The sequence below is a fragment of the Geobacillus thermocatenulatus genome (assembly GCF_002217655.1).
Taxonomy (GTDB): domain Bacteria; phylum Bacillota; class Bacilli; order Bacillales; family Anoxybacillaceae; genus Geobacillus; species Geobacillus thermocatenulatus.
Genome location: NZ_NEWK01000002.1, coordinates 208,742 through 222,284, shown reverse-complemented (window position 1 = coordinate 222,284; position 13,543 = coordinate 208,742). Strand labels below are relative to the sequence as shown.

At 52.2% G+C, this 13,543-nt stretch carries 12 protein-coding genes and 2 pseudogenes; 8 read left to right on the top strand and 6 right to left on the bottom strand.

Annotated features, from left to right (window positions below; translation table 11 throughout):
• Nucleotides 1–369: 369 nt before the first annotated feature.
• The 4 genes and pseudogenes from B9L19_RS09930 to B9L19_RS09915 form a co-directional block, all read right to left on the bottom strand.
• Entirely contained in the window at nt 370–540 is a 171-nt protein-coding gene (locus B9L19_RS09930; protein ID WP_249044218.1) for a hypothetical protein, read from the bottom strand.
• A gap of 109 nt (nt 541–649) precedes the next feature.
• Nucleotides 650–1,051 (bottom strand): annotated as a pseudogene (locus B9L19_RS09925) (serine/threonine protein kinase); the annotation flags it as partial.
• Entirely contained in the window at nt 1,051–1,248 is a 198-nt protein-coding gene (locus tag B9L19_RS09920) for a hypothetical protein (RefSeq protein ID WP_047753127.1), read from the bottom strand. The gene B9L19_RS09920 and the pseudogene B9L19_RS09925, both read right to left, overlap by 1 nt.
• A gap of 120 nt (nt 1,249–1,368) precedes the next feature.
• Nucleotides 1,369–3,462 carry a DNA topoisomerase III gene (locus B9L19_RS09915; RefSeq protein WP_025950588.1) on the bottom strand — a complete coding sequence of 698 codons (2,094 nt, stop codon included), beginning with the start codon at nt 3,460–3,462 and terminating at the stop codon, nt 1,369–1,371.
• 214 nt (nt 3,463–3,676) lie between these two features.
• Between B9L19_RS09915 and B9L19_RS09910 the strand changes: the two genes are divergently transcribed.
• The 4 genes from B9L19_RS09910 to B9L19_RS09895 all read left to right on the top strand — a co-directional run bounded on the left by B9L19_RS09910 (nt 3,677) and on the right by B9L19_RS09895 (nt 7,080).
• Complete coding sequence (locus B9L19_RS09910) at nt 3,677–5,050, top strand: sensor histidine kinase (protein WP_025950589.1); 1,374 nt, start codon at nt 3,677–3,679, stop codon at nt 5,048–5,050.
• Nucleotides 5,051–5,052: 2 nt separating this feature from the next.
• A complete protein-coding gene (locus B9L19_RS09905) occupies nt 5,053–5,733 on the top strand; it encodes a response regulator transcription factor (RefSeq protein ID WP_025950590.1) in 681 nt (226 codons plus the stop codon).
• 31 nt (nt 5,734–5,764) lie between these two features.
• Nucleotides 5,765–6,322, top strand: a complete 558-nt coding sequence (locus B9L19_RS09900; RefSeq protein ID WP_047753126.1) for a TVP38/TMEM64 family protein — start codon at nt 5,765–5,767, stop codon at nt 6,320–6,322.
• A gap of 191 nt (nt 6,323–6,513) precedes the next feature.
• On the top strand, nt 6,514–7,080 hold the full coding sequence (locus B9L19_RS09895; protein ID WP_025950592.1) for a YdhK family protein: 567 nt from the start codon (nt 6,514–6,516) through the stop codon (nt 7,078–7,080).
• A gap of 130 nt (nt 7,081–7,210) precedes the next feature.
• Here the strand turns inward: B9L19_RS09895 and B9L19_RS09890 are convergent, their stop codons facing one another.
• Entirely contained in the window at nt 7,211–8,575 is a 1,365-nt protein-coding gene (locus B9L19_RS09890; RefSeq protein ID WP_047753125.1) for an amino acid permease, read from the bottom strand.
• A 271-nt stretch (nt 8,576–8,846) separates the two neighbouring features.
• Here B9L19_RS09890 and B9L19_RS09885 point away from each other — a divergent pair, with 271 nt between their 5' ends.
• The 3 genes and pseudogenes from B9L19_RS09885 to B9L19_RS19855 all read left to right on the top strand — a co-directional run.
• Nucleotides 8,847–9,329, top strand: a complete 483-nt coding sequence (locus tag B9L19_RS09885; RefSeq protein ID WP_025950594.1) for a PH domain-containing protein — start codon at nt 8,847–8,849, stop codon at nt 9,327–9,329.
• On the top strand, nt 9,319–10,761 hold the full coding sequence (locus B9L19_RS09880) for a PH domain-containing protein (protein WP_047753124.1): 1,443 nt from the start codon (nt 9,319–9,321) through the stop codon (nt 10,759–10,761). Before B9L19_RS09885 ends, B9L19_RS09880 begins: the two co-directional genes overlap by 11 nt.
• Nucleotides 10,762–10,795: 34 nt before the next feature.
• A pseudogene (locus B9L19_RS19855) lies at nt 10,796–10,936 on the top strand (Y-family DNA polymerase); the annotation flags it as partial.
• A 63-nt stretch (nt 10,937–10,999) separates the two neighbouring features.
• Here B9L19_RS19855 and B9L19_RS09870 read toward each other — a convergent pair.
• Nucleotides 11,000–12,661 (bottom strand): coiled-coil domain-containing protein, encoded by a 1,662-nt coding sequence (locus B9L19_RS09870; RefSeq protein WP_025950596.1) that lies wholly within the window; start codon nt 12,659–12,661, stop codon nt 11,000–11,002.
• A 201-nt stretch (nt 12,662–12,862) separates the two neighbouring features.
• On the opposite strand from B9L19_RS09870, the gene B9L19_RS09865 reads away from it, so the two are divergent.
• Nucleotides 12,863–13,498, top strand: a complete 636-nt coding sequence (locus B9L19_RS09865) for a BMQ_0737 family morphogenetic spore coat protein (protein ID WP_053915156.1) — start codon at nt 12,863–12,865, stop codon at nt 13,496–13,498.
• Nucleotides 13,499–13,543: the final 45 nt, after the last annotated feature.

Below are 13,543 nucleotides of genomic sequence, written 5' to 3'. Positions count from 1 at the left end.
AAATAATCTGCAAAACCTGGAATAATTCGCAAAGATTTTGCACATTATTTCCGAATCCGTCCGAAATAATTTGAAAAAGGGATTCTGAAATAATGTGCTAATTTACATTCTAGACTAGTAATTTTCAAACCCTCAATAGAACAGGATTTTTCAAATTTTGTTTTCCTAAAATGGACTTCAAACTGTTGAACTCGGGAGAAAAAAATTAATGAAACACTCGAAAATAAAAATCGTAGCTATCCTCACATTTCGCACCCTAACAAGGTCAAAACAAAGGATTTTTTATTTAGTTTTTCAGAATAACTTTTTGACCAACACAACGAGCGATGGCAATCCTTTTTTTACCATCGCTGGTCGTTCCGTATGACGTTACACGTAAATGCTCTCATCCAGCCCCAACCCCTGCAGAATCCTTCGCTGATCAGGGGTAAGGGAGCGATCCAGTGAGCGTTGGATGCGCCCATCCGGCAGCTTGAACAGGACGACGTTCACATATTGAAACAGCTGAAAAATCGCCTGTCCCGTCGGTTTTGTGTACAATTCATCTGAAGTCCTCCTTGGCATGATGGTAGGTGTTGTTTGACACCCCTGCATCATACCAAGAGGGCTTTTTTTGATCAAGTCCCCGGAAAAGCTCCTAACGGGAATGCTCCTTTAACAATCGAAACGCCTCTTGTTCCGTGTACTTGGCTTCCAGTTTGAAAATCCGGTCTTCCACCGTTTCTCCGTCGATATACTCCATCACGAGATGCGGCTGTCCACGCTCCACAAACCGATCATACAGCCTCGGAATTTGCGGGTGGCGCAGGAGGGCGAGCACGTCAGCTTCGCGCTGAAGCAAGCGGCGGCCGTCTTCGCCTTTTGTCCGCCGCGCTTGTTTGATGACGACAGGACGGCCTGTCAGGTGATCGCGCCCTTTGTAGACGATGCCGTAACTTCCCATCCCGAGCTCTTCGATGACTTCATAGCGGCCATGAAGTATAGTTCCGTTCCGATGCGGCCGGTCAAACCAGCGGGCGATGAGCGGATGGCGTTCGAACAAACGTTTCATCAGCTGCCGAAGAAGCTTGAGAAGAGGCTGCCGCTATGATGTTTCTTTTTGTAGTGATGGTGTCCGTACTGGGACGGGTGATGGTGCGAATGATACGTCGGGTTGTAATAATGGTGGTCGCTGCTGCTGTAATGTTTATGGTAGTGCGACGGATGATGGGGATGGCCGAAAAGTGCTTTTAGCCATTTTTTCAACATCGTGATCGCTCCTTTGCGATAGATTTATCTATATATACGAGGCAATGAGAGGGAGGTTTCAGATTCAAAGATGAAAAAGAAACCGCCAGGGGCATTAGCCCCTAGCGCGGTGTGGCAACCTCATTCCTTTTTTTCGTTCAACGCCTGCTTGAGCAGCTCCCCTAAACTCGTGCCAAACGATTCGTTGGTCGGACTGTATTTTTTGAGAAGCGCCCGTTCGCTTCCTTTTGCGGCGATGCGTTTGGTCTCGTCCGCTTTTTCGACAATATTGCACGGGCGGCATTGGAAATAAAGTCCTGCTTTTCCTTCATGCATTTCCATACGCCGGTGGCATTGCGGACAACGGCGGTTCGACAGTTTCGGGTCGCGCCGGCGGCGGTAGCGGCACGCTAAGTTCGAGCAGACAAGCATCCGTCCGTCTTTCGTTTTCCGCTCTTTTAAAAGCGCACCGCATTCTGGGCATGTGAGATTCGTGAGGTTTGGCGCTTTGTATACCTGCTCGCTTTGCTTGATTTCGGCAACGAGCTGCTGCGTTTGCCGGCGGATGTTGGCCAAAAATTGTTGTGGATTTCCTTTCCCGCGGGCGATCGCCTCCAGCTCCCGCTCCCAGCGGGCGGTCAATTCCGGCGATTTCAGCTCTTCATTGACGAGCTCAATCAGCTGTTTTCCTTTTTTCGTCGGATAAAACCGTCCGTCTTTTCGCTCGACCACTTCGGTTTCGACCAGCCGTTCGATGATGTCCGCTCTTGTCGCCGGCGTGCCGAGCCCGTATTTCTCCATTTGCGCGAGCAAATCAGCTTCCGAATAACGGGCGGGCGGTTCGGTGAACGATTGTTCCTTCTCAAGCTGCACCGATGGGAGCGTCTGACCTTCTGCGAGGTGTGACAACGTCGGTTTGGCATCCGTTTCTTCTTTGCCGAGAACCGCTTTAAATCCGAAGTTCACAACCGCCGTCTCCTTGGCGACAAACGTCTCGCCGCCCACCTCTAAAACGGCGGTCACGGCTTCGTATTCGTACGGTGGGTAAAAAAGCGCCAAAAAACGGCGGGCGATGAGATCATACAGCTTACGCTCATCGGTCGACAGCCTGCTAAGGTTGAGCCGCTCATCCGTTGGAACGATGGCGTGATGATCGGTCACTTTGTCATCGTTAAATACCCGCTTGGCTGCTTTGGCTTTGCCTTTGGCGAGAAGCGGAGCGATGACGTCCTCATAACCGGATTTCATCGCCAACAACCGCTCGGTCATCGTCGCTTCCATATCGCTTGGCAAATAACGCGAATCGGTGCGCGGGTACGTGACGAGTTTGTGTTGTTCATACAGCCGCTGCAACACCGAGAGCGTCTTTTTCGCCGAAAAGCCAAACCGCTTGTTCGCGTCCCGCTGCAGCTCGGTCAAGTCATACGGCAGCGGGGCGGGCTCGCTTTTCCGCTTCCGCTTGATCGATGTGACGCGCGCCGGCTGGCCTTTGAGACGAGCCATCAGCCCGCTGGCCTCGTCTTGGTCAAACAGACGATGTCCGCCATGCCGCTCCCATACGGCCGTGATGGAACCGATCTTGGCCCGAATCGTCCAATATGGCACGGGAACGAACGATTGGATCTCGCGTTCGCGCTCGATGATCATCGCAAGCGTCGGCGTCTGCACCCGCCCGGCCGAAAGCGGATCGTTGTATTTGGTCGTCAAAGCGCGCGAGACGTTTAACCCGATCAGCCAGTCGGCTTCGGCGCGGCAGACGGCCGATTGATACAGGCGTTCAAACTGCACCCCGGGCTTGAGTTGGCGGAAGCCGTCGCGGATGGCGCGGTCGGTTTGCGACGAAATCCATAGACGCCAAATCGGCTTCGTCCAACCGATCATCTCTAAAATCCAGCGCGCCACCAGTTCCCCCTCGCGGCCCGCGTCGGTCGCGATGATGACATCTTTCACATCCGGTCGTTTTGCCAACCGTTCAATGGCGCGAAACTGGTGGCTTGTTTGCCGGATCACTTTCAAACCCATTCGCTTGGGAATGATCGGCAAGTCCTCCAGCCGCCATGTTTCGTATTTCCGGTCGTAGTCTTCCGGCATCTTCAGCTCAACTAAATGGCCGAGCGCCCAGGTGATAATATGCTGCTTTCCTTCAAAATAATGTTTATGCGCTTGCTTGCAACCGAGCACGCGGGCGATGTCGCGGGCGACGCTCGGCTTTTCCGCTAACACGAGCGATTTCATCGATAAACCCCTTTCTGTCGTCTCCACATGAGCACAGTCTGCTTCTTAGTATAAAGGAAGAATGAAAAAGACGCATCCGCCAAGGTTTGTCTCCTTGGCGGGTAAGACACTTTGGCGCGGCGCAAAGCCGCATCTCCACACTTTCTGCACATTTGCCAAATAAAATAGTAAAATTGAAATGACACTCGGGCTTGATGGATGAGGAGAGGAATCCGTGCGAAAACTGTCATGGAAACTCGGAATGCTGTTTTTTGCCTTTGTCTTGGCCATTGAAATGGTGCTGTTCGTTTCCCTCTACGCTACGCTCGTCCATGCGCGCATCGAGGAAGAATTCGCGCAACTGATAGCGCGGGGAAACAGCCACCGCAACGTCTTGGAGAAAAATAACGATCGAACGACGTTGGCGCATGTCGTGATGATGGAATCGGAGGCGGAAACCGATGTCGCCATCACTGACGCCCGGCGCCGAATTGTATCGGCATCTAGCGGCATTGTTCCGTTTGCCAAGCGCATCATTCCTTTAACGAACGGCCGTCATATTCCCCGCCGGGGAATGATGGTCGAAACCGACTGGAAGCGGGCGTCGCATATCGCTGCCGTCAGCCCGATTCAAATCGGGGGGGAAACAAGGGGATATGTGTATATGTTTCAAGACACCCGCTCGATCCGGACGATGGTGTATAAACTGAAGCATCATTTTATTGTCGTTGGCGTGCTGTCGGTGGCGATCACCGTGTTGACCATCGCCTTTTTCTCCCGCGCCATCACGATGCCGCTCCTTCGCATGAAACAGGCGACCGAGGCGCTCAGCCGGGGGGATTTTTCCGTCCGCCTCGAGATGAAAGGCAACGACGAGCTGGCGCAACTCGGGAGAGCGATTCAAACGCTGGCCAACGATTTGGCGTATTTGAAACAAGAGCGGAGCGAATTTCTAGCGAGCATCTCTCATGAATTGCGCACGCCGCTGACGTATGTGAAAGGATACGCGGACATTGCCCGACGTCCGCATCTGTCTGAGGAGCAACGGGCGAACTATATGGCGATCATTTACGAAGAAGCGGAAAAGATCGAAAAGATGGTCAAAGATTTGTTTGAATTAGCCAAACTGGAGCAACACTCGTTCCAGATTGAAAAGCAGCCGACGAATCTTTGTTCGTTTTTGACAAAATTGTGTGAAAAACTGCGCCCCGCGTTTCAGGAAAAATCGCTGTCGCTTGTGTGCCAGTGCCCCGGTTCGGTCATGGCTGCGATCGATCGGCAGCGGTTCGAGCAAGTGATGATCAATGTGCTTGACAATGCACGAAAGTACGCGTTTTCCGGCACGACGGTGGCCGTCGCCGTTCACCTTCAAAAGCAAGGAATCGTCATTGCCATATCCGATGAAGGAACCGGTATTCCACCGGAAGATGTGCCCCGGATTTTCGAGCGGTTTTACCGGGTTGACAAATCGCGGTCGCGGACAAGCGGTGGGACCGGACTCGGTTTGGCGATTGCCAAAGAAATCGTCGAGGCGCACGGGGGAACGATCGCCGCTCGAAGCGAACAAGGAAAAGGAACGACCATCCTCATTACGCTGCCGGAGGGATAACGATGTATACCTTGCTGTTGGTTGATGATGAAGAGCGGATGCTTGATTTATTGGAATTGTATTTAGCGCCGAACGGCTACCGTTGCGTGAAACGGCGTTCAGGGGCGGAAGCCATTGACTATTTGCGGCGCCATCACGCCGATTTGGTGTTGCTTGATGTCATGATGCCAGAACTCGACGGATGGGAAACGTGCCGCCGCATCCGATCGTTTTCGAATGTGCCGATCATGATGGTCACCGCTCGCGATGAGACGGCGGATATTGTCCAAGGATTGAAAATCGGAGCGGACGATTATGTGACGAAACCGTTTGACGAGGCGGAACTGCTTGCTCGCATTGAAGCGGTGCTGCGCCGTACAGTCGGCGGTCGTTCCGCCATTCGCGCGGCCGGGCTTGTATGGGACGAAGAGGAACATACGGTCCGCTACGAAGATAAGCCGATTGCGTTGACGCCGAAAGAATTTGCCATTTTGGGGCTGCTGTTAAAGCACCCGAATCAGGTGTTCAGCCGCGGGCAAATCATCGCATCGCTATGGGGCTATCTCGCTGATACGGAAGAGAGGACCGTTGATTCCCACATGAAAAACATCCGCGAAAAATTGCGGAAAGCGGGGTTCCCAGCGGACGAATATTTGCAGACGGTCTGGGGCGTCGGCTACAAATGGGAAGGGCGCAAGTCATAACCATTTTCGGAAAGAGAGGCGTTTGGGCCAAATGGAAGAACGGATGATTGAGTTCCTTCAAGCATACGGCGGAGCGGCGTACTTCTTGAGTCTAGCCTGCAATGTGGCGATCAGCGTGCTCGGGGTCGTCCCAAGCGCCTTTTTAACTGCCGCCAATTTGACCGTTTTCGGATTTTGGCCCGGCTTTTGGGTGTCGTTTGCCGGCGAAGCGATCGGAGCGGTCGTCTCGTTTGTCTTGTATCGAAAAGGACTTCGCCGATGGAGCGAGACGACATGGCTTTCCCATCCCAAGGTGAAGCCGTTGCTTCATGCAAGTGGCAAGGAGGCATTTGGACTTATTTTCGCGCTTCGACTGTTGCCGTTTGTGCCATCAGGCGCGGTGACGTTCGTTGCTGCCATCGGCCGCACGTCTCTTCCTGTGTTTGCAACGGCTAGCTCGCTCGGCAAGCTCCCAGCTTTATGGATGGAAGCGTATGCCGTCCATCAATTCCTCGAGGCCGCCTGGCCGGGTAAACTGATGCTCGCTGTTGCATCGATCGTTCTTTTGTGGTTCGTCTGGAGAAAGATAGGGCAAAAAGCAGCGGGGTGAAACAGCCCCGCCCAAAAGGGAGTTCAGCCTAGGCGCCATACGGCCTTTAGCGGCAAATGGCCGGACGCCGTCGGCATGATCGTCACGACTTGTGCGCCCGCCGCGATGGCGGGGAATGGAAACAAAAGCGGTTTCTCCACAAAATCTGCACAAATGTCGGGTATGCTAACAAAGCAAGGAGGGTGAAAACGATGAAAAACTGGAAAATGTTGTTAGGTACAACTTCGGTCATGGCAGCGCTCTTGTTATCGGCCTGCACCGGTGCAAACGACAACAAAGCGCCAAAGGAACATACGGCTTCTCACACCGGGCATGAAGGAATGAATCACTCGGGCTCCAAAGAGGTGCCGGCCGGATTGAAGGAAGCGAAACATCCAAAGTATCCGGTCGGAAGCCAAGTCATCATCCACGCCGACCATATGCCGGGGATGGATGGAGCCAAGGCGACTGTCACTGGTGCCTTTGACACGATCGTCTATACGGTCACATATACCCCAACCACAGGCGGGAAACCAGTGAAAAACCATAAATGGGTCATCCACGAGGAAATCGAAAACGCCGGTGACAAACCGTTCCAGCCGGGCGACGAAGTTGTCTTGAATGCCGATCACATGGAAGGGATGAAAGGCGCCAAAGCAATCATTGATTCGGCGAAACAAACGACGGTGTATATGGTCGATTACGTCGATACGGAAACTGGTCAAAAAGTGACCAACCATAAGTGGGTGACCGAAGATGAGCTGTCGCCGGCCAACTAACGAATCATCATCGGTGTTTCCGCAAAACGCACAGCCATTTCCCTTGGAGCGGAAAAAGGAAGACGGGCGCCATCCATGATGAAAGAGCGCCCGTCTCTAGCCGTCGCCCGAGCGAAAAGAGGCGGTTTGGTTACGCCGTTCGCCCGGGCGCTTTTGTTGCTTGATGTTGCTTTTCTTTGACAGTGGAATAGATGGATAAGAGAATCAAGACGGCCACGCAGAGAAGCGAACCGATCCGATGCTCTCCTTGAAGCAAAAAGCCAAGCCAAATTGCCCCGAGCGCCCCGACCGCCGCCATCGTTGTGTACGGAAATCCTTTCGTTTGGAAAAACGGCTTCGTTTTGTAGTGCGGCCGCAGCTTCAGCTGAGCGGCGCCGATCATCATCCAAACGATGAGCACCGTAAATCCAGGGATCGTCATCAATTCTCCGATGATCCGCCCCGGCGCCAAGTAGGCGCCGGCCACACCAGCGGCGATGCAGACGGCAACCATGCCCATCCCGTACAGCGGAACCCCGTGTTTCGTCGTCCGCTGCAAGCGGCGGTTCGCTTCTCCTTGTTCAGCCATGGTGTAAAGCAGCCGAGAAGTCGCATAGACGCCCGTATTGGCGGCTGATAAGACGGCAATAAGCAACACCGCGTTCATGACATGGGCCGCTCCGGGCAACCCGACGGCTTCCAACACTTGGACAAATGGGCTGTTCGTTTCCGAAACGGTGTTCCACGGCATGATGCCGCAAATGATGGCCATCGGCAGCACATAAAAGCCGATGACCCGCCAAATCGTTGTGCGGATGACGCGCGGCATCACCTGCTCGGCGTCTTTCATCTCCGTCACCGCTACCCCCATCAGCTCCGCCCCTCCATAGGAAAACATGACGACAAGCAAGGCGCTGAGCGTTCCGGCAAACCCGTGCGGAAACCATCCGCCGTTGCCCGCGGATGGAAACGAACCGCCTATGCCGTTTGGGATCACGCCAATCCATACGCCCGCTCCGAGCACGATAAACACCACTAGCGCCGCCACTTTCAGGCCGGCCAGCCAAAATTCCGCCTCCCCGTAATACTTCACAGGGAAAAGATTCAACCCCATGATCAAACACGCGCATAGGAGGGCAAGCAGCCATAACGGCGCAGACGGAAACCAATAGCTTAGGAAACTGCCGGCAGCCAGCAGTTCGACCACGGTGACCAACGTCCAGTTGAGCCAATACAGCCAGCCGACGATCCATGACAGGCGAAAGCCAAACGCCCGGCGGATCAAGTGCTGAACGTTCGATCCCGGGTACGCGATTGCCATCTCGGCCAGTGCAGCCATAATCCAAAACAACAGCGCGCCGCCGATCAAGTACGTGAGCACGACGCTTGGTCCAGCGATATGAATGGCCTCGGCGCTTCCTTTAAAAATGCCGGTGCCGATCATCCCCCCTAACGCGATCAGCTGAACGTGGCGGGGCAATAGTCCTTTTTGCAGCTGGGGACGGGATTGTTCCATGTTGACAACAACCTTTCTGTTCTGATGTTGATTCATAGATGTGCTTTTTCGCTTTTATGCGGTTAAGCAAAAAAGATAGTTTCAGAATATAATAGTTTGGTCGTTCTGTCAACGATTTGCGAAAAACGACTTCGTCAACATGGAAAACCTTTGTTATACTGGAAATGAAGTTGATCTCAAAAAAAAGTCTTCATGAGCAAACCTTGTTCCTCGCCCTTCAAGTATAAGACTGAGCAAGGCGCGTATTTTCACAGAAAAGGAGATTGGAAGAATGTTTCATGACAGCGGAAAACCTATTTCGGCCAAAGCGGTCACCGTGTGGCGCTTGACTGGAACGCTTGGGGCATTGGCTTCCGGTGTGGCGATCGGGGGAGTCATGTGGCTGCTCTCGCAGTTCCATGCTCCTCCTTGGTTATTGATCGTGTTGGTCGGCGTTTGGGTGGTGCAAGCCATTGTATGGGTCGTCTGGCTCCCGCCGTTGCGCCAAAGACGTTGGCGCTATGACATTCGCGAAGAAGAGATTGACATTCAGCGAGGAGTCTGGTCCACGAGACGGACTTTGATCCCGATGGCTCGCGTTCAGTACGTCGATGTGCGGCAAGGTCCGCTTCTCAAGCGGTACGGGTTGGCTTCCATCGCGGTGTTCACAGCGGCGGCTGCCCATGAAATTCCCGCTCTTCCGATGGAAGAAGCAGAGCAGCTTTGCCGCTTGATTGCCGAGTGGGCGAAGGTGGTGGATGAAGATGACGCCTAGACGCCGCCTTCATCCCGTTGCGATTATGGCGGGAGTCGGAAAAGAACTGAAAAACATGGTCGTTCCACTCCTTTTGATCATGGTGGCTGGCAGCCTGAACCGCTTCTCTTGGCAGGATTTCATCGTGCCGCTGGCGGCTGTCGTATACACGGTGGTGATGGGGGTTCTGTCTTGGCTCCGTTTTACGTACGCTTGGGATGAAGACCGCTTGCTCGTGGAAGAAGGCGTGTTTGTCCGCAAAAGACGTTCGATTCCGCTCGAGCGCATCCATGGGATTTCAGTGACAGAGGGGATATGGCAGCGGATGGCGGGGGTGGTTCAAGTACATATTGAGGCGGCGGGCGATGCCCTCGGTGAAGCAGAAGTGACGCTTCGGGCCATATCAAAGGAAGAAGCCCGCCGCCTGCAACGATGCGTGGAACAGGCGAAACACAAGGTGGAAAACGCCGCCCATCCGGAACCATCCGCGAACCGTCCACATCGTGCACTGTTTACCTTATCGGCGAAAGAAATCGGGGTGGCTTCGTTGACAAGCGGTGGAGCGCTTGGCGTGGTTGCCGCTTTATGTGGGTTTTTGTCGCAATTAGGCGACTTCATTCCATATGAGGCGCTGATCCGCGATCTTCAGTCGACATGGAACGGACATGGACGATGGCTTATTGCTCTATTCATCTTGTCGCTTCTCTTGACCGCCTATGGAGTGGCCATCGTACAAAACATGATCCGGTACGCTTCGTTTGTCGTGCGGAAACAAGAGGACACGATTGTCATTGCCCGCGGATGGCTGGAACGAAAAGAGGTAGCCGTCCCAGCTGCCCGCGTCCAAGGCGTCGTGATTCATGAGAATTGGCTGCGCCGTTTGTTTGGCTACGCCTCTGTGTCCTTGATTCATGCCGGTGGGAGGCTCGATGGCGGCGGAGCAGGGGATGTCGTTCTTTGTCCGCTTGTTGAAAAGCGGAAAGTCGCGTCGATCATGCAAGCTTGTTTGCCCGAGTACGATCTCGGCGTTTCCTTTTCTCCATTGCCTAGGCGCGCGAAACGCCGTTACATGCTTCGTCCGCTTGTTTGGCTCGTGATACCCGCCATCTTGGCGGCATATATGGAACGTCCATGGGGGGCGGCTGTGTTGTTGGTGTTGCCGCTCGGGGCATGGATCGGCATCCGCCGATTTCAAATCGCGGGATGGGCACTTTCATCGCAGCAACTGGCGCTTCGAAGCGGGTGGTTTCGGCAAACGACGACGTATGTCTTGAAACGTCACGTTCAATCGCTCGAAACATCAGCGACGTGGTGGCAAAAGCGAAAACAGCTGGCGACGATTTCCGCTTCCGTCATGCCGCTCGGCACCCGCGCCCGCGTCGTGGATGTGGATGAAGAGGATGCGGCTTCGATCTATCGCTGGCTGCAAAGGGAAAGGAGGAAGCAACCTTGATGAGAGCCTTTTTTCATGGGCTCATCAACAGAGTGTGAATCTCCGCGGATGGATCATTTTTCATATCGACCGCAACTCGTTTTTCGCCAGTTGCGAGATCGCCCGCGACCCGTCGCTTCACGGAAAACCGATCGTCGTGGCGGGAGGTGCAAAAAAAGTGGAGGGGATCGTGCTGCGGCCAGTTATGCGGCGAAACAGCAATTCAAAGCGAAGAGGCGGTAGTGTTCCCGCCTCTTCGCTATTGAGATGTTTTCGTCTTTTTGAATAGAGACCATAATCCCCATTTTGACGGTTTCCCTTCTGCCATCAAAGAGTCTTCTGCATGAAGGATGGCGTCTTCTTGGATCAAAACGGAGGCGGAAGGAAGGGGTGCCGCCGCTTCATAGGTTTTGAAATCTGATTGCTGCCCGTCGGTCGAAATGCTGGATGCCGATGTTGGATCTTGCATCAGCGCCTCTTGGCCATCGGGAGAAACTAGAGATTCCTGATTCTCTGTGATTTCCATGTTCGGATCTGCTTTTTTAGGTCGTTCATCCTCGTTTTTTAACGGGTCCGCCGCTTTAGGGGTGCTTTCAAACTTTACTTCATCTGTCTGTGTAAACAACTGGTGGTCCTTTTTCTGTTCCAGCCTTGAAGCGTCTGAGCGTTTTCCTAGATTTGAAGCAGTATGATCGTTTTGAACGCTGATATTCAATCGATTGTCCTCATCCTCTGCAGGAGAGAATGGGAGCTGGGATGGATGGCGATGGTGGGAAGACGGATGTTCCATTCGAACGCGTTTGATTGGGATCGATTTTTGCGAATATAGATGGGATGCATGCGTTTCTTTGCGTTTCACAGGTGAGACGACAATAGGTTGATTGGTGCCATCCATAAAATCCTGTAATTTCAAAAAACTGTTGGGGAATAACGGTGTTTTTCCCGGTTGCATGTCTGTTGAAAAGGGAATGGCTGATTGGATCGGTAATGTTGCTGGTTCTTTCGATTTCTCATCAGAGGATGCCGTTAACCGCTCCATGAGTTGGGACAGCATCTCCTTCAATTCAATTGTATCGTCATTTGGCGATTCCTTGGGTGGGTCATTCCGCGATCGGGTTAAGTCGGCGATTTGGTTCGAGAGATGTTTGATCTCACTGGCAAAACTCGTGACCTTTTCCATCATCAACTCCAGCTCCATTTGTTGGGTGAAAATATGTTTTTGCAGCGTCAAGGAGTCTTTTTGTCGTTCGATCTCGATTTTGGATAGTTTGTCTTGGATTTGTTGCATTTGCTTCGTAAACACTCCGATGTCTTTTTCCAATGCTTCAATTTTCGGGATGTTGCTTACATTGTTTTGCAGGTTGGAAACATCTTTGGCCATTTTCTCTATTTGTCCCTTCATCGTATTGTAATCTTTTTCTAGTCGCTCTAGCCAAGATGCCCATGAATCGATCGATTCGTTCATAAACGAAAGGGTCCCGTCCTTTCGCACTTGATGTTGTTCTTTTGTTTTTTTTCGTTCTTCATTCCATTTTGTTTCCTTTTGTTGAAACGCCTTCAATGTCTCGTCTAAAGACTGGATGTGTTTTTGATTGGCTTCCGCTTGTTCTTGCCAGTAGGCGCATTCTGTTTTCCATTGCTCCGTCTCCTGTCGCAACAATTCCTTTTCTTCCTTCATTGTTTTCAATGTTTCCGATAAGCGCTCAATCTCACTCGTTTGCGCGGATAGCATCTCTTCATAACGGCGGCATTGTTCGATGAGTTCATCATGCTTCGCCTGGAGTTCATCCTTTTCCATGTGAAGACGCTCCCATTCTTCTTGAGAGCCTAATGAAGCGAGCAGTGCTTTGTATTTGTCCAATTCTGATTTCAGGTGGATGATTTTCTGCTGCAATTGGGTGGTTTTTTGCTCCTTGCTCATGTCCATCACCTTTTTCCGCATGTCATGGTAGCCATTATATGCAGACATCGAAAAATGGGTGCCCTGCTTGCTCATGCATGAGTCATATCATTTTTGTTTTCAAAAATGAATAAAAATAGTTGTTTTTACTATAACTTGTATTTATCCCCATCATACTATAGAGTAGCCTGACAAAAATTCATGAAAGAAAGGATTGGTTCTATGCCTATCAATTTAGAGCAATTTGCTCAACAATTTGATCCAGAGTGCATTCAAGTGTGCAAAGTCTATGACTGGACGACACACGTTGTACAGCTGGCGCAAGACATCACATTCACATTCCCAGCTGGTTCTTTAGATGGAGTCACGGTTTCCCAAGTCAGCTGTTCGGTCACATTGTTGGAGTGTGGGGAAGACGCCCCTCGCCGGGATATTGAGTGCACGGTCGGCAATCAAATTGTGACGCTGCAAGCCGTCACCTTAAGCAAAACGATTCAAGTCGTGTTGGAGGTAACGGGAACGAACGCAACGGGCGCTCAAGTAACCGTCGTCAGCAACCCCGCGTTAATCACAACCAGCGAGGAAGTCATCCTTTGCGCTCCAGAAGGCACAACGGTGTGCTGCAATGCTGTGCAAAACACCTTTAATACTTGTCGCGTCGGGGCGTTTACACAAAGCGGAAACAGCATTACCGCCAATATTTCCATCCGTATTTGCCAAAGCATCGTTGTGACGTTTGAAGTCATTTTGGAAGTTGCCGCAAGGTTCTGCCAACCCCGCCCTGAAATCATCTGCGAAGAAGAATGTCCGGTGGATGTCTTTCCGCCGCAATGCCCCGCTGTGTTTCCGGCTATGTAGAAACGAGGTTTCCATTTTATGCGAAAAAAAGAGGAGATGTTCTCC

What these genes read in the sequence shown, in the direction of transcription:
- B9L19_RS09920 (WP_047753127.1), bottom strand. Translation starts at nt 1,248, where the DNA reads ATGTTGAAAAAATGGCTAAAAGCACTTTTCGGCCATCCCCATCATCCG.
- B9L19_RS09885 (WP_025950594.1), top strand. Translation starts at nt 8,847, where the DNA reads ATGTTTCATGACAGCGGAAAACCTATTTCGGCCAAAGCGGTCACCGTG.
- B9L19_RS09915 (WP_025950588.1), bottom strand. Translation starts at nt 3,462, where the DNA reads ATGAAATCGCTCGTGTTAGCGGAAAAGCCGAGCGTCGCCCGCGACATC.
- B9L19_RS09905 (WP_025950590.1), top strand. Translation starts at nt 5,053, where the DNA reads ATGTATACCTTGCTGTTGGTTGATGATGAAGAGCGGATGCTTGATTTA.
- B9L19_RS09865 (WP_053915156.1), top strand. Translation starts at nt 12,863, where the DNA reads ATGCCTATCAATTTAGAGCAATTTGCTCAACAATTTGATCCAGAGTGC.
- B9L19_RS09895 (WP_025950592.1), top strand. Translation starts at nt 6,514, where the DNA reads ATGAAAAACTGGAAAATGTTGTTAGGTACAACTTCGGTCATGGCAGCG.
- B9L19_RS09880 (WP_047753124.1), top strand. Translation starts at nt 9,319, where the DNA reads ATGACGCCTAGACGCCGCCTTCATCCCGTTGCGATTATGGCGGGAGTC.
- B9L19_RS09900 (WP_047753126.1), top strand. Translation starts at nt 5,765, where the DNA reads ATGGAAGAACGGATGATTGAGTTCCTTCAAGCATACGGCGGAGCGGCG.
- B9L19_RS09870 (WP_025950596.1), bottom strand. Translation starts at nt 12,661, where the DNA reads ATGAGCAAGGAGCAAAAAACCACCCAATTGCAGCAGAAAATCATCCAC.
- B9L19_RS09890 (WP_047753125.1), bottom strand. Translation starts at nt 8,575, where the DNA reads ATGGAACAATCCCGTCCCCAGCTGCAAAAAGGACTATTGCCCCGCCAC.